Annotated in this window: 23 protein-coding genes; 14 read left to right on the top strand and 9 right to left on the bottom strand. The window is 32.0% G+C overall.

Annotated elements, in window-relative coordinates:
* Positions 1-29: 29 nt before the first annotated feature.
* The 7 genes from AC1EUV_RS01570 to AC1EUV_RS01540 all read right to left on the bottom strand — a co-directional run bounded on the left by AC1EUV_RS01570 (position 30) and on the right by AC1EUV_RS01540 (position 7,322).
* A complete protein-coding gene (locus tag AC1EUV_RS01570) occupies positions 30-539 on the bottom strand; it encodes an OmpH/Skp family outer membrane protein (RefSeq protein WP_480196901.1) in 510 nt (169 codons plus the stop codon).
* Between the two features lie 24 nt (positions 540-563).
* A complete protein-coding gene (locus tag AC1EUV_RS01565; RefSeq protein ID WP_480196900.1) occupies positions 564-1,598 on the bottom strand; it encodes an OmpH family outer membrane protein in 1,035 nt (344 codons plus the stop codon).
* A gap of 61 nt (positions 1,599-1,659) precedes the next feature.
* Positions 1,660-4,254, bottom strand: coding sequence for an outer membrane protein assembly factor BamA (gene bamA / locus AC1EUV_RS01560; protein WP_480196899.1), 2,595 nt, complete (start codon positions 4,252-4,254; stop codon positions 1,660-1,662).
* Positions 4,241-4,999, bottom strand: a complete 759-nt coding sequence (locus tag AC1EUV_RS01555) for an isoprenyl transferase (RefSeq protein ID WP_480196898.1) — start codon at positions 4,997-4,999, stop codon at positions 4,241-4,243. The genes bamA and AC1EUV_RS01555 overlap by 14 nt, the downstream gene beginning before the upstream one ends.
* 6 nt (positions 5,000-5,005) lie before the next feature.
* Positions 5,006-5,671, bottom strand: coding sequence for a type IX secretion system protein PorG (porG, locus tag AC1EUV_RS01550; RefSeq protein WP_480196897.1), 666 nt, complete (start codon positions 5,669-5,671; stop codon positions 5,006-5,008).
* A gap of 115 nt (positions 5,672-5,786) precedes the next feature.
* Positions 5,787-6,659: an NAD kinase gene (locus AC1EUV_RS01545; RefSeq protein WP_480196896.1), complete on the bottom strand. Its 873-nt coding sequence runs from the start codon at positions 6,657-6,659 to the stop codon at positions 5,787-5,789.
* A gap of 3 nt (positions 6,660-6,662) precedes the next feature.
* Positions 6,663-7,322, bottom strand: a complete 660-nt coding sequence (locus AC1EUV_RS01540) for a CBS domain-containing protein (protein ID WP_480196895.1) — start codon at positions 7,320-7,322, stop codon at positions 6,663-6,665.
* A 78-nt stretch (positions 7,323-7,400) separates the two neighbouring features.
* On the opposite strand from AC1EUV_RS01540, the gene AC1EUV_RS01535 reads away from it, so the two are divergent.
* The 10 genes from AC1EUV_RS01535 (at position 7,401) to AC1EUV_RS01490 (ending at position 17,827) form a co-directional block, all read left to right on the top strand.
* On the top strand, positions 7,401-8,114 hold the full coding sequence (locus AC1EUV_RS01535) for a pyridoxine 5'-phosphate synthase (protein WP_480196894.1): 714 nt from the start codon (positions 7,401-7,403) through the stop codon (positions 8,112-8,114).
* The gene (locus AC1EUV_RS01530) at positions 8,114-8,881 is read left to right on the top strand and encodes an alpha/beta fold hydrolase (protein ID WP_480196893.1); all 768 of its coding nucleotides are present in this window, start codon (positions 8,114-8,116) and stop codon (positions 8,879-8,881) included. Before AC1EUV_RS01535 ends, AC1EUV_RS01530 begins: the two co-directional genes overlap by 1 nt.
* A 46-nt stretch (positions 8,882-8,927) precedes the next feature.
* Positions 8,928-9,284: a phage holin family protein gene (locus AC1EUV_RS01525; protein ID WP_480196892.1), complete on the top strand. Its 357-nt coding sequence runs from the start codon at positions 8,928-8,930 to the stop codon at positions 9,282-9,284.
* Positions 9,285-9,363: 79 nt separating this feature from the next.
* Positions 9,364-10,689, top strand: a complete 1,326-nt coding sequence (tig, locus tag AC1EUV_RS01520; RefSeq protein WP_480196891.1) for a trigger factor — start codon at positions 9,364-9,366, stop codon at positions 10,687-10,689.
* A 138-nt stretch (positions 10,690-10,827) separates the two neighbouring features.
* The gene (gene clpP / locus AC1EUV_RS01515) at positions 10,828-11,502 is read left to right on the top strand and encodes an ATP-dependent Clp endopeptidase proteolytic subunit ClpP (RefSeq protein WP_480196890.1); all 675 of its coding nucleotides are present in this window, start codon (positions 10,828-10,830) and stop codon (positions 11,500-11,502) included.
* 60 nt (positions 11,503-11,562) lie between these two features.
* Positions 11,563-12,804: an ATP-dependent Clp protease ATP-binding subunit ClpX gene (gene clpX / locus AC1EUV_RS01510; protein ID WP_480196889.1), complete on the top strand. Its 1,242-nt coding sequence runs from the start codon at positions 11,563-11,565 to the stop codon at positions 12,802-12,804.
* A 7-nt stretch (positions 12,805-12,811) separates the two neighbouring features.
* Positions 12,812-14,776: a DNA primase gene (gene dnaG, locus AC1EUV_RS01505; protein ID WP_480196888.1), complete on the top strand. Its 1,965-nt coding sequence runs from the start codon at positions 12,812-12,814 to the stop codon at positions 14,774-14,776.
* 39 nt (positions 14,777-14,815) lie between these two features.
* Positions 14,816-15,613, top strand: a complete 798-nt coding sequence (locus AC1EUV_RS01500; protein ID WP_480196887.1) for a hypothetical protein — start codon at positions 14,816-14,818, stop codon at positions 15,611-15,613.
* Positions 15,614-15,802: 189 nt separating this feature from the next.
* Positions 15,803-17,500 carry a hypothetical protein gene (locus AC1EUV_RS01495; protein WP_480196886.1) on the top strand — a complete coding sequence of 566 codons (1,698 nt, stop codon included), beginning with the start codon at positions 15,803-15,805 and terminating at the stop codon, positions 17,498-17,500.
* 24 nt (positions 17,501-17,524) lie between these two features.
* Complete coding sequence (locus tag AC1EUV_RS01490) at positions 17,525-17,827, top strand: hypothetical protein (RefSeq protein WP_480196885.1); 303 nt, start codon at positions 17,525-17,527, stop codon at positions 17,825-17,827.
* A gap of 33 nt (positions 17,828-17,860) precedes the next feature.
* On the opposite strand, the gene nadE is transcribed toward AC1EUV_RS01490, so the two are convergent.
* Entirely contained in the window at positions 17,861-18,658 is a 798-nt protein-coding gene (gene nadE, locus AC1EUV_RS01485) for an NAD(+) synthase (RefSeq protein ID WP_480196884.1), read from the bottom strand.
* 68 nt (positions 18,659-18,726) lie between these two features.
* Here nadE and gldB point away from each other — a divergent pair, with 68 nt between their 5' ends.
* From gldB to AC1EUV_RS01470, 3 genes are read left to right on the top strand one after another with little or no spacing between them, the layout of a single operon-like run.
* Positions 18,727-19,686 (top strand): gliding motility lipoprotein GldB, encoded by a 960-nt coding sequence (gldB, locus tag AC1EUV_RS01480; RefSeq protein ID WP_480196883.1) that lies wholly within the window; start codon positions 18,727-18,729, stop codon positions 19,684-19,686.
* Positions 19,686-20,021 carry a gliding motility protein GldC gene (gene gldC, locus AC1EUV_RS01475; protein ID WP_480196882.1) on the top strand — a complete coding sequence of 112 codons (336 nt, stop codon included), beginning with the start codon at positions 19,686-19,688 and terminating at the stop codon, positions 20,019-20,021. Before gldB ends, gldC begins: the two co-directional genes overlap by 1 nt.
* A 1-nt stretch (position 20,022) precedes the next feature.
* Positions 20,023-20,460 carry a DUF3995 domain-containing protein gene (locus AC1EUV_RS01470; protein ID WP_480196881.1) on the top strand — a complete coding sequence of 146 codons (438 nt, stop codon included), beginning with the start codon at positions 20,023-20,025 and terminating at the stop codon, positions 20,458-20,460.
* On the opposite strand, the gene folK is transcribed toward AC1EUV_RS01470, so the two are convergent.
* Positions 20,438-21,571 (bottom strand): 2-amino-4-hydroxy-6-hydroxymethyldihydropteridine diphosphokinase, encoded by a 1,134-nt coding sequence (gene folK, locus AC1EUV_RS01465; RefSeq protein WP_480196880.1) that lies wholly within the window; start codon positions 21,569-21,571, stop codon positions 20,438-20,440. The two genes, AC1EUV_RS01470 and folK, sit on opposite strands and share 23 nt — an antisense overlap.
* Before the next feature lie 216 nt (positions 21,572-21,787).
* Between folK and sppA the strand changes: the two genes are divergently transcribed.
* Positions 21,788-23,548: a signal peptide peptidase SppA gene (gene sppA, locus AC1EUV_RS01460; RefSeq protein WP_480196879.1), complete on the top strand. Its 1,761-nt coding sequence runs from the start codon at positions 21,788-21,790 to the stop codon at positions 23,546-23,548.
* Position 23,549: the final 1 nt, after the last annotated feature.

Below are 23,549 nucleotides of genomic sequence, written 5' to 3'. Positions count from 1 at the left end.
ATTTATAAAATTAGTTTTTAAAATCGATCTTAGTTGATACCTAATTTTGCTTTTACAGCAGCCATTAAATCCTCACCTTGATATACGATTAACCCTTTACCCGGAGATGCATCAAATACATATTGCACACCTTTTGCAGCAGCTACATCGGCTATTGCCTTTTGAGCTTTTTCGGCTATAGGTTTGTACAAGTCAAACTCTTTTTTCTGTAACTCTTGTTGAGCAGTTTGAGCATATACTTGTAATTTTTTTTGTAAATCTTGAACTTCTTTACCTCTTTTTGCATTTTCAGTATCAGTCTGAGTTGCCGCTTCAGCATCATACTTCTGTAATTTAGCTTGCAAAGCACTACCTTGAGACTTGTATTCTGTATCGTACGTTTGAGCAATTTTTTTAAGTTCCTCTTGCATTTGCTTTGTTTCTGGCATAGCCGCAACTAAAGCTTCAGTATTAATATGTGCTATTTTAGACTGTGCGCTTACTGCATTAAATCCTAAAAATAATACACCTGCTAATAATAGGGTTTTTAATGATTTCATTTGTTTAAAGTAAATTTATTAATATTAATTTTCGTTGTTGTTTTCTTCTTTATTCTTACGCTTTTCGAGCTCTTCGAGTCTTTTTTTACGTTTTTCTTCTCTTGCTTTTGAGATTTCTTTCCTTTTCTTATCTCTTGCCTCTTGTGCTAATCTTGCTCGTTCTTTTAAAGCCGCTCTTTTAGTTGCCTTTTCATCTAACTTTTTAGCTGCAATTGAATCAATAGCTTTTATAGAGGTTGAGTCAATTTTTTTTGATTGAAGAGTATCAGTTGCCTTTTCAGTTGCTCCTTTAATTTTATTCTCTCTTTCTTTTCTACGTTTTTCAATTTCTTCTAAACGTTTCTGACGTCTTTGTTCGGCTGCTTTTTTTAGCTCTTCTCTTTTTTGTATCCTAGCGTCTTGTTGCTGCTTTATACGAGCTTGTAAAGCATCATTTTTTGCTTGTTTTTGCTCAGCTTTAGTTTCTAAAACTTCTTCAGTATTTGATTTAGCTTGTGTTTGAAGACGTTCATTTCTCTTTTCTTCTAAAGCTTTTGCTTTTCTACCTTTTACTATTCTATTTAAGACCTGTTCACTAACATCAAATTTATTATTAGTATAAAGCATAATTAGATCACTTGATTTGTCTAAAATCATATCATACTTCCTTCTAACAGCTATTTCTTGAACAGCATTGTATATTTGATCTTGAACTGGTTTTACCAATTGTTTTCTTAATAGATACATATCACCAGTTGGGCCAAAATATGCGGCTTGTAAATTTTTTAGATCTAATTCTTTTATTTCAATATCCTCTTCACGTTCTTTAACTAGGTCGTCAGTCAATAAGGCTTTCTCATTAGTGAGATCTGTTTTTAAAACTTCAATCTCCCGTTTAATATCATTTAATTTTTTTTGCCAATCTTGAACTCTAAGATTTAATCTTGCTTGAGCATCTGCATATTCAGGAATATTTTCTAATATGTATTCCATATCTATATAAGCGATTCGTTGTGGCTTTTGAGCCGAAACGAAAAAGCCCATAAAAAAGACTGAAATAATTAAAATGCCTCGCATCATGATATTGAATTTAGAAAAAACCATGCCAAAGTGCTGATTGTCTGCAAATGTACTAATTTAGTTAGAATTGTTGACCAATAATAAAATGCGTTTGCCAACCAGATTTTATACCAGGCTGACCAGGAACATCATCAAATCCATGTCCAAAATCTATACCTAATAATCCAAAAGCAGGCATAAAGATTCTAATACCCAAGCCAGCAGATCTTTTTAATTTAAATGGTTCAAAATTACTAAAACTGTTAGCTGTATTACCTCCTTCTACGAAACCTAGAGCGTAAATAGAAGCAGAGGGTTTTAATGTTAATGGATATCTTAGTTCGAACGAAAATTTATTATAGATAGCACTACCAACGGCAGTTCCAGCATTAGGGCCTTCAGTTTCAACCGATAAACTTGAGTTTGGATATCCTCTAAGACCAATAGTTTGTCTACCATCAAATTGCCCTTGACCTAAACCATCACCACCTAAAAAGAAACGCTCAAATGGTGATAAACCTTTATCTTGGTTATAAGCGCCTAGAAAACCAAACTCAGCGCTTGATAATAATACTAATTGATGACCTGGACTTCCTGTAATTGTATTGTACCATTTACCAGAAAAATTAACCTTATAGAATTCTAAAAGTTCTACTTTTTCAATGTCTTCAATTGATGGATCACTGAAATCTTTTCCACTAAACAAAGAATATGGTGGTGTTAATTTAACACCTAAGTTGAATTGTGATCCTGAGATTGGGAAAATAGGGTTAGGTCCAGCGTTGTTTCTTCCAAAATTTACCGCAAGTGACAAGTTGTTAGATACACCATTACTACCTCCTAAAGATGCTAGAAAAAAATTTTTAATATCATATCTCTGATAACTCAGTACTGTAGAAAGGGTGAAGAAATCATCGGGCCATTTCAATCGCTGGCTCAAACCAACAGTTGCACCTAAAATATTTAGCTTTCTATCACGATCAACATCTCTTGTTACAGGGTTAAAGCTAAACTGACTTGAGTTAAAAATGGAGAACGAAAACCCCCTTGGTTTCTTACCACCTAGCCATGGTTCAGTAAATGACAAACTGTAAGTACTCGAAAAACGACTTGCTTGAGCTCGTAGAGATACACTTTGCCCATCTCCTCTAGGCACAGGCTTATATTCACTACCATTAAAAATATTCTTAATAGAAAAATTATTGAAAGATAAGCCTAATGTACCTACGAAGGTGCCGCCACCAAAACCACCTTGTAGCTCTATCTGACTAGAACCTTTTTCCGCAATACTATATTCTATATCTACAGTTTTGTCATTATAATTTGGTTGTACGTCAGGTACAATGTTTTCAGCATCTATATATGGTAATTGCCCTAGCTCACGAATAGTTCTAATGATATTCTGTCTACTAAATAATTGTCCAGGCCGAGTTCTTATTTCACGATATAATACATGGTCGTTAGTTACTTCGTTACCAACTAAACCTATTTTTCTAATAGTAGCAGGATCATCTTCTCGTATTCTAATTTCTATATCTATAGTGTCATTTTCTACTTTTGTTTCAACTGGAATTACCGAGCTAAATAAATAACCATTGTTTAAGTATGTGTTTGTGATATCTTGTGAATCAGGTGTGCCGTCACCTTTTACTTGCTCATTTAATAATTTACCATTGTATACATCACCTTTTACTAAGCCTAAAAACCTAGTAAGTTCGTCATCTGTATAAACAGTATTTCCTAAAAAGCGAATATCACCAAAATAATATCTACTACCCTCATTTAAAGTAATATCTAAATTAATGGTGTTGTCATCGTTCCAAGAAATTGAATCTTTAAGAATTTGAGCATCACGATAACCTTTCTCTCTATATTTTTCTACAAGGCGCTCTAGATCTTCAGTATATTTTTCTTCAATATATTTAGATGGGGTAAAAAGATGTAAAGGGTTTTTTTGCTTCGTTTTCTTTAAAAGCTTTTTAAGTCGTTTAGTTTTAAAGGCTTCGTTTCCGTGAAAGCGTAAATTTTTAATCTTAATTTTATTTCCTTTATCAACAATTACTAACGCCTTTTCCGCATTGTTACTAGTGGTGTCAATTTTTGTTGTAATATTGGCTTTTGCCTTTAAAAAACCTTTATCAATATATTTCTTTTCAATATAATTCTTTGTGGTAGTTTGTAGGTTTTCAGTCAGCATAGCGCCTTTAGTGAACTCAGTCTCTTTTTGAAGATCACTAGCCTTATTCTTTTTAATACCTCTCCATTCTACTTCAGTAAGTTTAGAAAGTTCTTTAACTTCAAATTCGATATAAATAGCTTCCCCATCTATTTTTGTTACAAAGTACTCTACATCACTAAATAGTTTAGAGTTCCATAGTTTTTTTATTGCCGAAGTTAATTTATCACCAGGAATTTTAATAGGCTGCCCAACTTGTAATTCAGAAAAAGTTGTAATAGACTGATCACTAAATTGCTGATTTCCTTTAACACTAACACCTCCTAAAATATAAGTTTTAGGTGTATTAAACATTTCTCTTGTAAGAGGCTGAGGTTTTTTAGGGAGTGTATCCGTTAATACTGTATTAACTGAATCTTTAGGTATTTTAGTTTCTTGAGCTTCAACTTTAGCTATAAAAACATAGCTAAAGAGTAATAGACAGATTTTAAGTTTGTTCATTCTTATCTTCTAATTGTTCACTTGTTTTTCCGAAGCGGCGTTCTCTATCCTGATAATCTAATAAAGCTTCGAAAAAATGTTCTTTTCTAAAATCGGGCCATAGTACTTCAGTAAAGTACAATTCGGCATAAGCAATCTGCCATAATAGGAAGTTACTTATACGTTTTTCGCCACTAGTACGTATCAAAAAATCAACGTCGGGCAAAGTAAATGTATATAAATGATTATTTATAATTTTTTCATTAATTTCTTCTGTTAAAAGCTGCTTATTAACAACTTTTTTAGAAATTTTTTTAAATGCATTAACAATTTCTTCTCTAGAACCATAGCTTAATGCTAGATTTAGAATCATATGATCATTATTTTCGGTTTTTTGGATGACTTCTTTGAGCTCTTTTTGAGCCTTTGAAGGCAGATTTTCAATATTACCAATACATTGTAGCTTGATGTTGTTTTTTTGTAGCGTTTTTAACTCATCTTTTAATGAGCTAACTAATAAACTCATTAATGTGTCGACTTCTTTTTTTGGGCGATTCCAATTCTCGGTAGAGAAAGCATATAATGTAAGTACTTTAATACTTACTTCAGCTGCTGACTCAACAGTTTCTCGAACGGCCTTTACACCATTTCTATGACCAAAAACTCTTGCTAATCCTTTTTTCTTAGCCCATCGACCATTGCCATCCATGATTACAGCTACATGTTTAGGGGTCTTTAAGGGGTTTATTTGAGTTTTTAAAGCCATAAATATTTAAAAAACACCGGTATAACAGCCAGGTCTGCCAAAAGCATACACAATTGAAAATCCAGTAAAGACATACCAATCATCACTATTAGCATTACCAAAAGACAGGCTAGGGATTTCATGATTATTATAATCAATTTCGTCTTTAAAAGTATAACGAACTGATGTTTCAAAAGCAATACCTAAATTTTCAGCCAATTTCATTTTATACCCTAAGCCAAAGGGTAAGACAGGTGAAATCTTTCTTTTTGACTCTCCATCATCATTAATGGTTACATAAGAGCTTAATCCAAATTGAGCAATAATGTAAGGTGTTTGAGTAAAACCAGTTTTTGCAAGATTGTATTTAAAAAAGTTGAATTCGATCCCTAATGCTGCGTCCACTATATTATTGGTGAATTGTAAACCTCTACTTTCTCTAAATGAATTATTTGATTTACTGTCATCTCCTCTTAAAGAAGTATATGTCATAGTACCTCTAACAGATATTTGTGGTGTCCAATTAAACTTGGCAACACCTCCTATGGCAATTCTATTAGGGTTAATATAGTTTGTAGAACCTATATCACCAATATAGTTACTTCCACCAGCAAAAATGCCGATTTCATACAACTGAGCAGACAAAGTACTAGTTGTCAGTACAAATATGTAAACTAAAAACTGTTTTTTCATTTTAAAAAAGGGTTTGCAAATATAACTAAATCTATTTGTTTGGGAAGTTGAAGTAAAGGTCTTTTTTGATAAACAGTTTTTATTATAAAATATTGTTGAGAAGCAGCTTAACTTATTAATTTCTTTTGTCTTCTCCCCAAAGTAGTTTTTCTCTCAAAGTCTTTAAAAAAGTTTGATTTTCTAACTGAATAGTTTTAATTGTGTATGTGGCCTTCTTAATAAGAATTTCAGTTTCATTGTCAATTGTGAATATTCTAGAATCTAGAGATATAAGTGCTTGTTTTTCTCTACTTATTACCTTTAGTTTTATAACCATATCGTCTGGTATAACCAAAGGACGTGCATTTAGATTATGTGGAGCAATTGGAGTTAAAACCAAGCTTTTTGCTTGAGGAGTAATTACTGGGCCGTCGCAACTTAAAGAATATCCTGTCGAACCTGTAGGTGTTGCAATTATTAAACCATCTGCCCAATAAGAAGTAAGATATTCATCATCTAAATGTGTATCGATGGTGATCATAGAAGTAGTGTTTCTTCTTGCAACCGTTACTTCATTTAAAGCAAAATTCAACTCTTCAATATCATTATGCTTGGTGGAAGTTTTAACAGTTAATAATGAACGCTCTTTAATCGAGTACTTATTATTTATAATATCATTAATCGAAGCCTTTATATTTTCTTTTTGGATAGTTGCTAGAAAACCCAATCTACCTGTATTAATACCTACTATTGGAATATTTAGATCTCTTACAAAAGTAACAGCACGTAAGAAAGTACCATCACCTCCTACTGTAAATAGCACATTGAATGAAGAATTCAAATCATTATAATGAGTGAAAATTTCATAGCTTTTATTTGAATTAATAAGCTTAAAAAATTGCTCTTCAATATAAATGGTAACATTATTTTCTTCTAAAACAGCTAATAGTGTTTCGACATAAGTTGCAGCTTCACTCTTATAATATTGTCCATAAATGGCTACCTTCATCAGTTATATGTTTAAGTATTTTTGAAGATAATCAGAACGCTCTTTTAATCCTTTTAGATATTCATCTTCTTGAATTTCTGTTAGAATAGTATATTCATACCTGCGAAACGATTGTATCGTATTATTTAGATCAGGGTCATTTAGCTTTATTGTAATTTCGGCAATTTCATTTTCTATATTCGATACAAAAGCGCCGAGCAATTTACCATTATTAGATTCAATTATTTGGGAAATTTCACTAAAAGAGTAGTCTTTTATAGCTTTAGACACCACCAAAATTGCACCGGTCTCGTTTAAAAAAGGTGTGTGATTAAATACGTTAAGTATATCAGTTAATTCAAAATAACCAATATATTTTTTTTGTTTATTAAGCGCAGGAATAATACATGTTTCGTTTGCTGCAAAATCCTTTAAAAGATCAAACCAGTTTGAGTTTTCATCCGCAAAGAAAGTATCGAAAAGATATTTATAGTCTGAAATTTTTTGTTGATCGTTTTCGATAGTTTGAATATCAGATTCAGATACAGAGCCTAAATAAATTCCATCGTCTACTATTGGTAAATGAGTGAATGTTAGTTGTTTGAAAAGCTTTTGAGCGTCTTTTACAGTATTGTTTGGCGATAAAGCTTTTACATCTTTAGATATGTAGTCTGATGTCTGCATAATAAGTTGCAAAATAGTTAAAATACAAATACAAATACATTAATTTTGCCACCAAAGATGGTTATATAAAACTGATTTATGACTAAACTAAGTGTCAATATAAATAAAATTGCAACCTTGAGAAATGCTCGCGGAGGCAATACGCCAAATCTAGTACAAACAGCAATTGATATTCAGGAATTTGGTGGTCAGGGCATCACTGTACACCCTAGACCAGATGAACGACATATTAGATATCAAGATGTTTATGATTTGAAACCTTTTATAAAGACTGAGTATAATATAGAGGGAAATCCGATTCGAAAGTTTGTTGATTTAGTGATAGAGAATAAACCAACTCAAGTTACTTTAGTGCCAGATGCTGTTGATGCAATTACATCTAATGCAGGATGGGATACTGTTGCTAACGAGAGCTTTTTGACCGAAGTTATTTCAGAATTTAAGAATAATGGAATTAGAACTTCTATTTTCATGGAAAGCATTCCCGAATTTATTGAAGGAGCAAAAAAAGTAGGAGCAGATAGAATAGAGTTATATACCGAAGAATATGCAACACAATATGGTTTAGGAAATAAGGACGCTATCAAACCTTATATAGAATCTGCAAAGCAAGCTAACGAATTAGGGTTAGGAATTAATGCTGGTCATGATTTAAGTTTAGATAATATTAAGTTCTTTGCAGAGAATATTCCAAATCTTTTGGAGGTTTCAATTGGTCATGCATTGATTTCAGAATCTTTGTATTTAGGTATGCAAAATGTAGTGAATATGTATCTCCATAAATTAAGTTGATGCAAATATTACATTCCAAAATATTAGGTGTAGGTGAACCTTTATTGATACTTCACGGTTTTTTAGGAATGAGTGATAATTGGAAAACTCTAGGTAATAAATTTGCAGAAGATTATGAAGTTCACCTTATAGATCAAAGAAATCATGGACGTAGTTTTCATTCAGAAGACTATGGTTATGAAGTTTTAGCTGAAGATTTGTCTAACTATATTGAGCATCATCAATTAGAAAAAGTCAATCTTATTGGGCATTCAATGGGTGGTAAAACTGTGATGTTTTTTGCTATTTCTCATCCCGAAAAGGTAAATAAATTAATGGTTGCAGATATAGGCCCTCGTTACTATTCTGCGCACCATGAAGATATTTTGAATGGATTGAATGCTATAGATTTTTCTACAGTCAATTCTAGAAAAGAAATTGAAAATCAATTGAGTAATTACGTTTCTGAAGTTGATGTTCGTCAATTTCTGTTAAAAAATGTATATCGAGTTTCAAAAGAAGAATTTGGATTTCGTTTCAATTTAAAAGTACTTACCGAGAATTATGATGAAGTAGGGGTTGCGTTGCCTCCCTTAACTCAATTTAACGGCGAAACTTTGTTTTTACGCGGTGGCAATTCTGGTTATATAGATGATAATGATCGTAATTTAATAGAAGCTCATTTTCCAAATTCAAAAATTGTAACTGTCAAAAATGCAGGACATTGGCTCCATGCAGAAAATCCTACCGATTTTTATAACTATGTTGTCAGCTTTTTAGCCAAATAACTATTTGGCATACTTGTGGATAGCTCTTTAGAAACTACAAGTTATTATGAAATTAATTTTAAAAATGCTATTAACCGCGATTGTTGTGGTTATTTTAGCGCAAATATTACCAGGAGTTCAAGTAGACGGATATTCATCAGCCATTATTGTAGCTATTGTATTAGGTTTATTAAGAATTTTTGTTAGACCAATTTTAATCCTTTTTACTTTACCAATAACTATCCTAACATTAGGCTTGTTCCTTTTTGTTATTAATGCAGGTATTATACTATTAGCAGATAAATTGATAGATGGTTTTGCCGTTTCCGGATTTTGGTATGCATTATTATTTAGTTTACTGCTATCCTTTTTTCAATCAATATTGTATTCTTTTTTAAAAGAGAAAAAACAAAAGCGTAGTTAAATTGTTTTGTGACAGAAATTTACTAATTTTGCGCCCTCAAAAGTCAACAGAGTTTAAGAAAGAAATAATAGTTTAGAAAATGAATATTACAAAAGAAAAGATTGACGATTTAAATGCAGTTGTAAAAATTGATATAACACAAGATGATTATCAAGATAAAGTAACTGAGATTTTACAAGATTACCGTAAAAAAGCAAACATACCAGGTTTTAGAAAAGGACATGTGCCAATGAGCTTGGTAAAAAAGCAATATGGCAAGCCTGTAATGATTGATGAGGTAAATAAATTGTTGCAAGATTCTTTAAGTAAATTTTTAGTAGAAGAAAAGTTAGATATTTTAGGTAACCCATTACCTAAAGCACAATCTGATGATTTTTCTTGGGATGCTGATAAATTTTCTTTCGAGTTCGAATTAGGCTTAGCGCCAGAATTTGAGGTAAACTTAAAGCCAAAAAAAGCAATTACGCGTTACAAGATCGTTGCTGATAAAAAGATGATTGACGATCAGATTAAGAATATTCAAGATCGTTATGGGAAAATGATCACGCAGGTAGAAGTTGCTGAAAATTCTAATGTTACTGGAACTTTTGTAAACGAAGAAAAAGAAATCGAAAAGAAATCGACTTTTAAACTTGATAAAGTAAAAGGAAAACCAAACTTAAAAAAGTTTATAGGTGCTAAAGTTGGTGATGTAGTTGAGTTAAAAACAAAAGGATTGTTTACGGATGATCATTTATCACAGAGCCTTCTAGGTGTATCACATGATGATGCTCATGGATTAGATGTTAAAGTTAAGTTTACACTAGAAGAAGTTACTGAAACTGAACCAGCAGAATTAAATCAAGAATTATTTGATAAATTATTTGGTGAAGGAGCTGTAAAGAATAAAGAAGAATTTGAAGCTAAGTTGAAAGAAGATGCAGAAAAGCAATTCGAACAACAATCTGATCAACAATTACTTAATGCGGTTACTGAAGGCTTGATTGAAAACACAAAGTTTGAGTTACCGGCAGAATTCTTACAAAAATGGCTAGCTGTTGCTGGAGAAAAGCAATTATCTACCGAAGAAGCTACAGAAGAATACAATCGATCTGAAAAAGGATTGCGTTATCAATTAATAGAGGGTAAGATTGCAAAAGAGAATAATCTTCAAGTAACATTTGATGAACTAAAAGAATTCGCTAAAGGGTTTATTAAAGGTCAAATGGCGCAATTTGGTAATGCAAATCCTGAGGAAAAAGAATTAGACGAAATTGCAGGTAGAATCTTAGGTAATCAAGATGAAGTAAAGCGTCTATCAGAACAATTAATGAGTCAGAAATTATTAGACTTCTTTAAAGAGAATGTAAAATTAAAAGAGAAAGAAATTTCTTTTGATGATTTTGTAAAAGAGGTTTATAAATAATAATGAACAAACTAAATAGTTAAAACCCGAAAGTTAAATTTCGGGTTTTTTATTAGCAAATAGTTGGCAAATTGTACAAATACAACATTAGAATAATGTTAGTATATTTACTGCTTAAACATATATTAAAAACTACCAATGAATTACGGAGAAGAATTTAAAAAATACGCAACCAAGCACCAAGGTATTAATAGCATGTATTATGATAAAATGATCAGTGCTATGTATCCTGTTGGATTAACGCCTAATATTATCGAAGAACGCCAGATGAACATTGCTGTTTTTGATGTTTTTTCTCGTTTAATGATGGATCGCATTATCTTTTTAGGTACAGGTATAGATGATTATGTAGCTAATATCGTTCAAGCACAGTTGCTATTTTTAGAAAGTGTAGATAATTCAAAAGACATTTCTATATATATTAATTCTCCTGGAGGAGGTGTGTATGCTGGCTTAGGTATTTATGACACTATGCAATTCATTAAGCCAGATGTAGCAACAATATGTACAGGTATGGCAGCTTCAATGGGAGCAGTGCTAATGTGTGCAGGTGAGAAAGGAAAACGTTCTGCATTACCGCACTCACGTGTTATGATTCACCAACCTTTAGGTGGCGCTCAAGGACAAGCTTCAGATATAGAAATTACAGCTAGAGAGATCTTAAAGTTAAAAGATGAATTATATCAAATCATAGCAAAGCATTCCGGGCAAACCGTTAAAAAAGTACACGATGATTCTGATAGAGATTACTGGATGAAAGCTGACGAAGCGAAAGCATACGGAATGGTGGATGAAATTTTAACTAGAAGTTAATAAAATATAGCATGGTATTTTGAGTTAACAATAAAGTAACTTATTACCTACAAGTAGATTATGGCAAAGAAGGAAGAATTAGAATGTTCGTTTTGTGCTCGTAAAAAAGCAGAAACTAACTTATTGATTGCAGGTTTAGATGCACATATTTGTGATAGATGTATAGAGCAAGCACATGGTATTGTATTAGAAGAGATTTCTGAAACTGATTCTACTGGCTTATCAGGTGAATTGGTTTTAAAGAAGCCACTTGAGATCAAGAATTTTTTAGATGAATATATTATTGGCCAGCATCAAGCAAAAAAAGTAATGGCCGTTGCCGTGTATAATCATTATAAAAGATTATTACAGAAACCAAGCAAGAAAGATGACGATATAGAGATTGAAAAATCAAATATCATGTTGGTTGGTGAAACGGGTACTGGTAAAACATTATTAGCACGTACAATTGCAAAGATGTTGAATGTCCCTTTTGCAATTGTTGACGCTACCGTATTAACAGAAGCTGGTTATGTTGGTGAAGATGTTGAAACGATTTTAACACGTTTACTACAAGCAGCTGATTACAATACTCAAAAAGCCGAAAAAGGAATTGTTTTTATTGATGAGATAGATAAGATTGCACGTAAAAGTGATAATCCATCAATTACACGTGATGTTTCTGGTGAGGGTGTGCAACAAGCACTTCTAAAATTATTAGAAGGAACTACAGTAAATGTTCCGCCGAAAGGAGGTCGTAAACATCCTGATCAAAAGTTTGTAGAAGTAGATACGCGTAATATTTTATTTATTGCTGGTGGTGCTTTCGATGGTATAGATCGTGTGATTAGCAAAAGATTAAACATGCAAGCAGTAGGTTATAGTGCTTCAAAGAGTGATCAAAGGGTAGATGAGGATAACTTGCTGCAGTATATAGTGCCAAAGGATTTAAAAGATTTCGGATTAATTCCAGAGATTATAGGTCGTTTGCCGGTATTGACATATATGAATCCCCTTGATGCAGGAACCCTGCGAGCCATATTAACCGAACCTAAAAATGCAATCATCAAACAATACGAAAAGTTGTTCGAAATGGATGGCATTGAATTCAGTATAGACGAAAAAGCGTTGCAATATATAGTTGACAAAGCTGTAGAGTATAAGCTAGGCGCACGTGGTTTACGCTCGTTATGTGAAGCAATTCTTACAGATGCTATGTTCGAATTACCTGGTTCTGATGAGAAATCATTAAAAGTTACTAAAAAATACGCTGAATCTAAACTTACAAACTCTACCTTAAGTAAGCTAAAAGCGGTGTCATAAATTATCTATGATTACCAGAAACACCATAGACAAAGTTTTTGAAACGGCTCGTGTAGAAGAGGTTATTGGTGATTTTGTTCAACTTAAAAAAGCAGGCAGTAATTTTAAGGGATTAAGCCCGTTTGCAGACGAGAAGACACCTTCTTTTATGGTGTCACCGGTTAAGCAAATATGGAAAGATTTTAGTTCGGGTAAAGGCGGTAATGCCATTTCATTTTTAATGGAACACGAACACTACTCGTATCCTGAAGCCATTCGGTACCTCGCCAAAAAGTACAATATTGAAATTGAGGAAACCGAGCAGTCTGATGAGCAAAAAGAACAGGCTAACGAACGCGAAAGCATGTATTTGGTTTCGGAATATGCTCGTAATTACTTTCATGATATTTTACTGAATACTGAAAAAGGCAAGTCAATTGGCTTAAGTTATTTTAAAGAGCGTGGCTTTACAGATGAAACCATAAAAACCTTTGAATTAGGCTATGCCTTAGATGATTGGAATGCCTTTACAGAAACTGCACTAAAAAAAGGATATCAACTTGAATTCTTAGAAAAAACCGGATTAACAATAGTTAAAGAAGAGAAACAATTCGACCGTTTTAAAGGCCGTGTTTTGTTTCCTATTCATTCTATGAGTGGTCGTGTTTTAGGTTTTGGTGGACGTATTCTATCCAATGAAAAGAAAGCAGCTAAATACCTGAATTCACCAGAAAGTGAAATCTACCATAAAAGTAAAATTTTATATGGTATTTATCATGCAAAGCAAACCATTGCTAAAGAAGATAATTGCTATTTAGTAGAAGGTTACACTGATGTAATTCAGTTTTATCAATCTGGCATCAAAAATGTAGTGGCTTCTTCGGGTACGGCGTTAACACCAGAACAGATTCGTTTAGTGAGCCGCTTAACACAAAATATCACAGTATTATTCGATGGTGATGCGGCTGGTATTAGAGCCTCATTACGCGGTATTGATCTCATTCTTGAACAAGGTATGAATGTAAAGGTTGTTGCTTTTGCAGAAGGAGAAGACCCAGATAGTTTTGCTAAAGCACATTCTGAAGAAGAACTGAAAGAATATCTTGATAGAAATGCACAAGATTTCATTCAGTTTAAGGTATCGTTGTTAATGGAAGAAGCTCAGAATGATCCTGTAAAAAAAGCAGGACTCATTCGTGACATTGTAGTAAGCATTTCAAAAATACCCAATAATATTCAACGTGAAGTCTATGTTCAAGAGTGTGCTAAGATCATGGATATTTCAGAAAAGGTATTGTTTAGTGAGCTGGCTCAATTAGCAAAGCGTGAATTGCGAGATGCTTCTAAAAGACCCGCTCAGCAACAAGGTTCTTCTTTCGAAGTTGTAAAAGTCAAGCCACAACAACAGCAATTAGAGAAAGTAGATCAATTAAATCGACTAGAGAAGAAACTGATCGAAATCTTGTTGCTATACGGGAATCAAACGGTTGATTTTGTAGATTATATAGAGCAAGAAGGTGAAGATGGTAATATTAAAATTGTAAAAGAAGAATATCAGAATACTGTTTCTAACGAAATCTATTTACATCTACAAGATGACGAAATAGAATTTAGTAACGAGGTATTTAAAAAAATCTATTACGAAGCTATTCATCAACTAAACCAGAATGAACAAATAAATATAGATGCTTTTGTAAATCATGAAGATGTGGAAGTTGGTAAAGCTGTAACCGATATTTTAATGGATGATGAAAAGTATGTCTTAAGTGATTGGATACGCAAAGAAATCTATGTAAGAAAAAAAGATAAAAACCTTACCAAATTAGTAATGGATGCTATTTTAAACTTGCGTCGTATTCTTATCGAATTAAAAATCAAAGAATTGCTAGACGAATCTGCTGAAGAAACCGAGAAACAAGCCATGCTAGAAATGGTGGTAAATTATACTTCGTTAAAAAAACTACTTTACGAGAAATTATATAGAGTGGTTTAATTTTCTCTATATTTGATTTATAAATTTTGCTAAACATTTATGAAAAAGATTCTGCTGTTTATAGCCGTCATTTTTTTATTGAAGAGTGGTTATTCCCAATCTAAGAAAACCATTTATTTAGATGATTTATATAATCCTATAAGTTTAGAGGAGTTTGAGCGTAAAGTCAATACAAATTTTTTTACAAATGCGACTTTTTCTAACGATACTGCTGTTTTTCATAAGCTACGTTATCGCGAGTATTTTGGAAAGATAGAACGCAAAAAGAAAATACAGCTTAATAAATTATTCTCAAGTAGATACAATGTCGATACAACAAAGGTCTGGTTAATACATTATAAAGATTCATTACCAGATATCTCTAAGATGTCTAAAAAGGCTGGCTATATAATTTTGGATACGCTAGGTAACGAACTAACTGAAATTTTATCTTGGAATGAGTATGTTCATAGCGATAAAAGAAAAGGATGGAATAGACACTTGTATAAATATTTGGAGAGTTATAAAAGTTTCAAGAAGAGGGTAAAAATTGAAAAAAAATATTTTGGGAATCAGAAAAAATATGAATTACTTCATTTTTTTGATGTGAATAATGGTTATCCAATTAAAAATGATGACTTTAATTGGCTACATGATTCTAGTAGAATTTTTTCAAAGATTTTTACTGATGGTTTAACGACTTATAAATTTATTGTAGTACATCCTGATGGTAATTTTTATGCTTCTTATAACAATCGCCTCCTGGATCTTCAAAAAAGAAAATTGAGTTTAAAATCATTCTTAAAGGTAAAAGAGCAATGGTTAAAAGAATACCAAGCTATCAATTTACATAAATAAATTTATTAAGATAGACAACAGGATTTTTCCTGTAAAAAAAGGGGAATTTTCCCCTTTTATTCTTTCTAAAAGTTTACTTAGATTTATCATAGTTTAATTACTGAGGGTAGGAGTTCAGTTTTAATCAAGACATGTCGCTGTTTTCTTACCTATAAAAACTATTTTAATTTTTAAATCCTTTAAATCACCATGAAAAATTACTTTTCAAAGTTTATTGCTTTTTTATCAATCTTAATAATTTTTACAAATTGCCAAAGTGAAAGCCCTGAAATTATACAATCCAAAACCGAAATTTCGCTACGAAAAATAACTTTTGATGAAATAAATGATAATAGTGAAATTATAAAAGAATTAGGAAAATTTAACTCCCCTAATAATACAAGTTCAACACTTGAGAAAACGGATTTTGTATATAATATAGAAAATGATTTTATAATTGATACAGATGAAGCAATCTATATAGAAAATGGAGATTACAACTCTTATACGTTTAAAATATTTAGAATAGTAAAAAAAGATGAGTTAGAAAATTTAGTCTTAAGCGGCAAACCTGATGGTAGTTACCAGGCTTATATGGTAACTTATGACATTAGTAATGAAGAAAAGGAGCTAATCAAGAATCAATCAACTTATAATTTGGATTTGAATGGAAAAATTTCATTTAAAAAAATTGATATTGATACCGATTTATATATAAATACTAAAAATGGAGATCCTGTAAATGTATGTCCTCCTGGCAAATGTTGTGTAATTGAAAATGGAACAGATATAGCTACTGGATGGCCAATTTGTTATTATGTTGAAGTTCCATGTAATGATGGTGATGGAGGAAATGATTCAGAAGATGGCTCTCCTTTTGACACAGATGGTGGTTCTGGCGGTGGTGGTAATAACGGTGGTGGATCAGGTAGTGGCAATGGTGATGAGACTGGTTTGCCTGGCGGAGGTGGAGGCGGCCCAAATGGAGACTCGACTAATGAAGATGAAGAAGTATATACTTCGCCTATAGCTAATGACCTAGAAGATACTGCAGAAATGGAAGAGGCACTTCAAGCTACTATTGATGCTTTAAATTTAGGGCTAAATGAAGAGCAAGAAGATTTTTTAAAACTAAGAGAAAATGCTGTAATTTTATCACAATTATCAGCTTTTAGAAGCGCGAACCAGGATAGGTATGCAAGAGTCATCGGGAGAGATGCTTTAGATTTTTTGATGAATAACAACGTGATTTATGATAAAGTTGAAGATGATAGGTCTGCAGAGGAGTACAGTATAAGTGACCTAGAGCCAGTAAAAGCTTTTACTGGGACAATATCAGATTTTAAGAGTTTGCTGGACAATAGCCCTAGAGGTGTTGGTAAGTTCAAAGGACAAGAAGCAAGTGACTATTTAAAAAGTTTAGGAGAAACCAAGTTTAATTTTAAACAAATGAGACCATTGCCTACTCAAACAGGATTTTTTAATAATAAGGTTGGTAGATATATTTACACTAGAAAAGGTGGATGGATTGACATGGCTCATTTTATGTTTTATGCAGGTAAAGCGTACGATTATAAGTTAGATGGAGAGGAAAATCCAATAGGTGAAGCAGTTCAAGACGGTTTCAATCAAGAACTAAGTGACAGAGTACTCGCTAGTCATTCAGCATATAGTTATGAAGATTTACCAAGTGATAAATTTGGAGCAGAATTTGCAGTAAATCATTTTGATGTGAATAGTAGTTTAACCTTTAGCGAACAGCTAAGGAACTATTTTGTTAATATTCTAGAGGCAACCAATCCTTCTAATGCACCTAATTTTGACAATATACCTGAACAAGATTCTAGGAATGATCCAAGTCGAACTAATAACACGACCACACCTGTTTATACTTCAGAAAACCCATAAAATATAAAAAAGTGTATGAAAAAAATGATCAAATATATAACTGGTTTTATCGCTTTAATTCTTCTGGTTATATTTATTTTAAGATTTAATGAAAACCGAACATATAAATTGAGAGGAGAAAAACTAATTGAAAAGGTTGAAAATTTTAAAATAAACAAAGGAAGATTACCTAATTTGTTAGAAGAGATAGATTTTAATAATGAAATGGGAGAAGGACCCTACTATAAAAAAGAAAGTGATTCTACTTATATCGTTTATTTTAATATAGGTTTTGATAACAGTTTGATATATTATTCAGCTTTAAAAAAGTGGAAAGAAAAACCCTAAACAAAAAATAGAGAGCCTAAATATTTAGGCTCTCTATTTTTTCAACTTGTAAGGTATCTCACATACTGGTATAGCTACCATTTTATGTTTATTGGCATTATGACGCCAAGTATAAATTTCTAGTACACGTTTTTCTCTACCTTCAAAATCATCTGCAGTTTTTCCTAAATCAGCTTGTGCCATGGCCCATTCTAATTCATCGTAAGAAGCACCAATCTGGTCCTCATCTGTTCTGGCATCACCAAATAATCCATCAGTAGGTTTTGCCACCAATATAGATTCTGGCACTTTTAAATACTTACCTACTTTATACACTTCAGACTTTAAAAGGTCAGCTATTGGACTAAGGTCTACACCACCATCACCATATTTGGTAAAAAAACCTACACCAAAATCTTCTACTTTATTACCAGTACCACAAACCAAATAACCATGTATTCCTGCATAATAATACAAAGTTGTCATACGTAAACGTGCTCTAGTATTTCCTAAAGAAAGATCAATCTTATCTTGTGTGGCATCACCATTTTCAAGTAATACAGATTTCATCTCATCAAATGTTGAGGTTAAATCAACATTTAAAGAGCTAACGTTATTATAGTGTTTTTTTAATTGAGCAATATGTTCTTGTGCCCTGTTCACCTGGTTTATCCCTTGATGAATAGGCATTTCTAAACATAATACATCAAAACCTGTTTCCGCGCAAAGCGTAGAAGTAACCGCAGAATCAATTCCGCCAGAAACACCTACTACAAAACCATTTACCTTGGCATTTGTAGCATAATCTTTTAACCATTTAACAATATGTTTTGTGACTTTTTCGGTTTGCATTGAGAAACAATTTAGTAGTTTTGTCGTTCAGAATTTGTGAGTAACGAAAGTACAAAAATTACAATAAAGTGTATAGAGTCCTTATCCTTTTTATAGTTGCATTACTAAGTTTAAATTGTGTAAAAAAAGACAAAGAAATAGTAGATGTATCAAATATAGATGCTGAAGTTTTAGTAAAACGTTTTGAGCAAGATTTTTATTCATCTGATGGTTCAAACTTAGAAGAGTTAAAACAAAAGTACCCTGTTTTATTTCCTGCTAATACACCTGACAGTATTTGGATTGCTAAAATGCAAGACAAAGATGAGCAGGAATTGTTTAGAGAAGTAAATACCAGATATGTAGACTTCCATAAGGAATCTAAACAGTTATCAGATCTATTTAAACATGTAAAGTATTATTACAAGGGTTTTAAAGAACCTAAAGTTTATACAGTAATGTCTAATGTAGATTATCAGAATAGTGTAATTTATGTAGATAGCTTATTATTTATTTCTTTAGATGTTTTCTTAGGTAAGGATAGTAAAGTTTATCAGGATTTTCCAGATTATATCAAACAAAATTTTACTAGAGACCACATTGCTGTTGAGGTTGCTAAAAAATTTGCTGAAAGAGAATTGCCTAGACCAAAAAGTAGAACATTTATTTCTAAAATGATTCAACATGGTAAGTTATTTTATTTGGTAGATTCATTCTTACCCAAAGCAAAAGATGCTCACAAAATAGGGTATACACAAGAGCAACTAGATTGGGCAAATTTTAATGATGAAGGCATTTGGAAGTATTTTGTAGAGAATAAATTACTGTTTAGTAATGACCAAGAACTGAATAGACGTTTTATAGACAATGCACCATTTTCTAAATTTTATCAAGCAAATGATAACGAAACCCCTGGTAGAGTAGGCGTATGGTTAGGATGGCAGATTGTTAAGGCTTATATGCAAAATAATAATGTGCCTTTACAGAAAATGTTACAGACAGCCAACGAAGAAATTTTTAAGAAATCAAAATATAAACCGAGTAAATAATGTCAGTGCACACTTCAGAAATAAAATTTATCGTAAAGTTAGACGAAAATAAAATACCAGAAAAATTATCTTGGGATGCTCAAGATGGTGGTATTTCTAACGAAGATACCAAGGCTTTTTTAATCTCGGTTTGGGATCAAAAAAAGAAAGAGACATTAAAAATGGATCTTTGGACCAAAGATATGCCATTAGAAGAAATGAAACATTTCTTCCATCAAACATTACTATCAATGTCTGATACTTTTTATCGAGCTACTAATGATGAGAAAATGACTGCCACCATGCGTGATTTTTGTGATTATTTTGCTGAAAAATTAGAGCTGCTAAATAAATAATATGCTTGAGATTTTGGCCATACTGGAGAGTGCTATTTTCTTTATATTGGCATTAATTCATTTTAATTGGTCAGCAGGCGGTAAATGGGGTTTTGAAAATGCTCTACCAACTAATGAGAGTGGCGAAAAAGTTCTAAATCCAAGGAAAATTGATAGTCTTATTGTTGGTTTTGGACTACTTGCGTATGGGATTTACTTTTTGATTATAATAGAAATAGCGCCAATAAATTTGCCCCAATGGTTTATGCAGTACGGTGGTTTTATAATTGCAGCAATTCTTTTATTTAGGGCAATTGGTGATTTTAAATATATAGGTTTTTTTAAAAAAATAAAGAACACAAAATTTGCTAAGGCGGATTCAAAATACTTTTCGCCTTTGTGTTTGCTACTGAGTATTATCGCAATTTTAATTCAAGTTATTTCAATTCAAAATCATTGATTTGCTTAATTACTGCATTGTAATCTTCAGAATTATTTACAAAGTCAAGTTCAGAAACGTCAATAATTAACGTATTTAATTCCTGTTCAGTTTTTATAAAGCCAGAGTAGCCTTGATGAATTTTTTCAAGATAAGTAGCCTCTATATTCTGCTCATAATCACGACCACGCTTTTTAATATTTTCTAGCAATCGCTCAGTATTTTGATATAGATAAATGTATAGATCTGGTTTGGTAATTTCTTTATACATAATATCGAACATACGTCTGTATAAAACATACTCTTCTTTAGCTAATGTTACCTGAGCAAAAATGAGTGACTTAAAAATATAATAATCAGAAACTATAAAATTTTTAAACAGGTCAAACTGGGCTAGGTCATCAGAAAGTTGAGAGTATCTATCTGCTAAAAAACTCATTTCTAATGGAAATGCATAACGATCATTATCCTCATAGAATTTTGGTAAAAAAGGATTGTCAGCAAAACGTTCTAAAACCAACTTGGCGTTAAAATCGTCACCTATTTTATGAGCCAATGTTGTTTTGCCCGCGCCAATATTTCCTTCAATTGCGATATAATTATATTTTTCAACCAATGAAGTTGGTCTGCTTAAGACTAAATCTGTTTTATCAATTTCTGTTGTATCGTCACAACCTTGCAAACAGATCAAAATAGTTTTTTTAGCTATTGGGTGTTGTTTATTTGGTGCTATTTCGGCTAGAGGAACTAATACAAACTTACGATCTAACATTCTAGGATGCGGAACTTTTAAGTTCTTATGAAAAATAATTTCATCTTCAAAAAGTAGAACATCAATATCAATATTTCGTGTTTGGTATTCTTTCGAATTTTTTCGTTCTCGACCTAAATCCTTTTCAATTTTAAGAACAGTATTTAATAGCTTTTCAGGATTTAGACTAGTAGCAACTTCTATACAAATATTAAAAAAAGAATCGCCTTCAAATCCCCAGGCAGCTGTTTTATAAACTGATGAAATTTTCAAAACATGACCTATCTTTTCGGCAATTAAATTAATGGCTTCTTGTAAGTGATCAAGCTTATTCCCTTGATTACTACCTAAAGATAAATATGTAATTCGCTGTATCTTCATAAAGGATTACAAAGAAACTAAAATCAGTAGATAAAAAGTTATATTTGCGTCCGCATTTATAAACATTTTGCGCGTCAGTTGTAACATTTTGCAATATGCTGAGACTGATAGGATAACAAAAAAACAACTACAAAGAAAACGAGCTATAACGTGTTCAATATTTATTGACAAGTTGTAAAATAGTGAGTTTTGTTTGACATTTAACAAAAATAAGAAATGAAATTTTTAAGAGAACTTTTAGCGGCTATACTTGGGGTTTTTATAGCCTTTGGTTTAATGTTTCTAATGTTTATGATTATTGGTTCGGTATTTGGAGATGCCGATAAAGTAGTGGTTAAAAAAGATTCAGTTTTAGAATTGAACTTGGCAGAAAGAGTAAAAGATGACTATAGTGTAACCGACCCTTTTGCTGATTTAATTGGCGAAGGAGATTCAGATGTATTAGAGCTTCATGAAATTATTAATGCTATAGAAAATGCGAAGACTGATGATAATATTAAAGGTATAAGTATTAAAACCACTGGTGTAAATGCAGGCTTAGCCCAAACACAAGCCATTCGTGATAAGTTGTTAGATTTTAAAGAGTCTGGTAAATTTATTACTGCTTATGCGGATTATTATACCCAGAAAAATTATTATATAAGTTCGGTAGCAGATTCTTTGTATTTAAATCCTGTTGGGATGATCGATTTTAAAGGATTATCAAGTGAAGTTTTATACTTCAAAGATTTTGAGGATAAATATGGTATAAAGATGGAAGTTATCCGTCACGGAAAGTATAAAAGCGCTGTAGAGCCATTCTTAACGAATAAGATGAGTGATGCCAATCGTGAACAGATGGAATCGTTCTTAAAATCTATTTGGAGTAAAATGACTACTGATATAGCTGCAAGTAGAAATAAAACGGAAGCTGAGATTAATACTGTTGCAGACGATTTATTAGCAAGAAACCCTGAACTAGCAATTGAAAATAATATGATTGATGGTCAGTTATACATAGATGAATATGTTGCTAAATTAAAGTCTGAAATAGGAGTTAAAGAAGACGGTAAATTAAATGTAATTTCTCTTGAAGATTATGTGTCTTCTGGTAAAGGGCGAATAAAATCTACATCAAAGAATAAAGTTGCAGTAATCTATGCTTTAGGAGAAATTATGTATGGAGAAGGTGATGAAACATATATTGGTCAAGAATCCATCATAAAAGCACTTAAAAAAGTTAGAAAAGATAAGAATGTAAAAGCCATTGTTTTACGTGTAAATTCCCCTGGTGGTAGTGCATTGGCTTCAGAATTGATCTGGAGAGAATTAGAATTGACTAAAGAAGAAAAACCTTTGGTTGTCTCTATGGGTAATTTAGCTGCTTCTGGTGGTTATTATATTGCTTGTAACGCAAATAAAATTTATGCAGAACCATCAACAATAACTGGTTCTATTGGTGTTTTTGGCGCCATACCAAACATTAAAGGATTTGCTGATAATATTGGTATTAATGCAGAACAAGTTGGTACTAATAGACAATCAAATGGATATAGTGTTTTTGAACCCATGAGCGAAGAGTTTCATGGTTTTGTAAAAGAAGGTATCGAAGATATTTATAAAACTTTTGTTACTAGAGTTGCAGATGGTAGAAATATGACTTTTGCTGAGGTAGATAGTATTGCACAAGGTAGAGTGTGGTCTGGTAAAGAAGCTATAGGTAATGGACTGGTAGATGAATTAGGAGGATTAGATGATGCTATTAAAGCAGCAGCTGATTTGGCGGAAATTTCAGATTATAAAACAACAAATTATCCTAGATATAAGAAGAGTTTTGAAGATGCTTTCCAACCATTTTCATTTGCAAAAGCAAATAAAGAGAGTATTTTAAAAGAAGAACTAGGTTTAGAGAATTATAAAGTTTATCAATCAGTAAAAAGAATTTCTAAATTGAAAGGAATACAAGCAAGAATGCCTTTTGAAATTGAAATAAAGTAAT

Source organism: Maritimimonas sp. 2304DJ26-3, assembly GCF_056591635.1.
This window is presented reverse-complemented; position numbering and strand designations above follow the sequence as displayed.

Bases quoted from the DNA above. Each gene is read 5' to 3' on its own strand.
- AC1EUV_RS01545 (WP_480196896.1), bottom strand. From the start codon at position 6,659: ATGAAGGTAGCCATTTATGGACAATATTATAAGAGTGAAGCTGCAACT.
- clpP (WP_480196890.1), top strand. From the start codon at position 10,828: ATGAATTACGGAGAAGAATTTAAAAAATACGCAACCAAGCACCAAGGT.
- gldC (WP_480196882.1), top strand. From the start codon at position 19,686: ATGTCAGTGCACACTTCAGAAATAAAATTTATCGTAAAGTTAGACGAA.
- dnaG (WP_480196888.1), top strand. From the start codon at position 12,812: ATGATTACCAGAAACACCATAGACAAAGTTTTTGAAACGGCTCGTGTA.
- AC1EUV_RS01495 (WP_480196886.1), top strand. From the start codon at position 15,803: ATGAAAAATTACTTTTCAAAGTTTATTGCTTTTTTATCAATCTTAATA.
- AC1EUV_RS01530 (WP_480196893.1), top strand. From the start codon at position 8,114: ATGCAAATATTACATTCCAAAATATTAGGTGTAGGTGAACCTTTATTG.
- AC1EUV_RS01565 (WP_480196900.1), bottom strand. From the start codon at position 1,598: ATGATGCGAGGCATTTTAATTATTTCAGTCTTTTTTATGGGCTTTTTC.
- AC1EUV_RS01500 (WP_480196887.1), top strand. From the start codon at position 14,816: ATGAAAAAGATTCTGCTGTTTATAGCCGTCATTTTTTTATTGAAGAGT.
- porG (WP_480196897.1), bottom strand. From the start codon at position 5,671: ATGAAAAAACAGTTTTTAGTTTACATATTTGTACTGACAACTAGTACT.
- AC1EUV_RS01535 (WP_480196894.1), top strand. From the start codon at position 7,401: ATGACTAAACTAAGTGTCAATATAAATAAAATTGCAACCTTGAGAAAT.
- sppA (WP_480196879.1), top strand. From the start codon at position 21,788: ATGAAATTTTTAAGAGAACTTTTAGCGGCTATACTTGGGGTTTTTATA.
- folK (WP_480196880.1), bottom strand. From the start codon at position 21,571: ATGAAGATACAGCGAATTACATATTTATCTTTAGGTAGTAATCAAGGG.
- bamA (WP_480196899.1), bottom strand. From the start codon at position 4,254: ATGAACAAACTTAAAATCTGTCTATTACTCTTTAGCTATGTTTTTATA.
- AC1EUV_RS01470 (WP_480196881.1), top strand. From the start codon at position 20,023: ATGCTTGAGATTTTGGCCATACTGGAGAGTGCTATTTTCTTTATATTG.
- AC1EUV_RS01570 (WP_480196901.1), bottom strand. From the start codon at position 539: ATGAAATCATTAAAAACCCTATTATTAGCAGGTGTATTATTTTTAGGA.
- AC1EUV_RS01540 (WP_480196895.1), bottom strand. From the start codon at position 7,322: ATGCAGACATCAGACTACATATCTAAAGATGTAAAAGCTTTATCGCCA.
- AC1EUV_RS01525 (WP_480196892.1), top strand. From the start codon at position 8,928: ATGAAATTAATTTTAAAAATGCTATTAACCGCGATTGTTGTGGTTATT.
- clpX (WP_480196889.1), top strand. From the start codon at position 11,563: ATGGCAAAGAAGGAAGAATTAGAATGTTCGTTTTGTGCTCGTAAAAAA.
- nadE (WP_480196884.1), bottom strand. From the start codon at position 18,658: ATGCAAACCGAAAAAGTCACAAAACATATTGTTAAATGGTTAAAAGAT.
- tig (WP_480196891.1), top strand. From the start codon at position 9,364: ATGAATATTACAAAAGAAAAGATTGACGATTTAAATGCAGTTGTAAAA.
- AC1EUV_RS01490 (WP_480196885.1), top strand. From the start codon at position 17,525: ATGATCAAATATATAACTGGTTTTATCGCTTTAATTCTTCTGGTTATA.
- AC1EUV_RS01555 (WP_480196898.1), bottom strand. From the start codon at position 4,999: ATGGCTTTAAAAACTCAAATAAACCCCTTAAAGACCCCTAAACATGTA.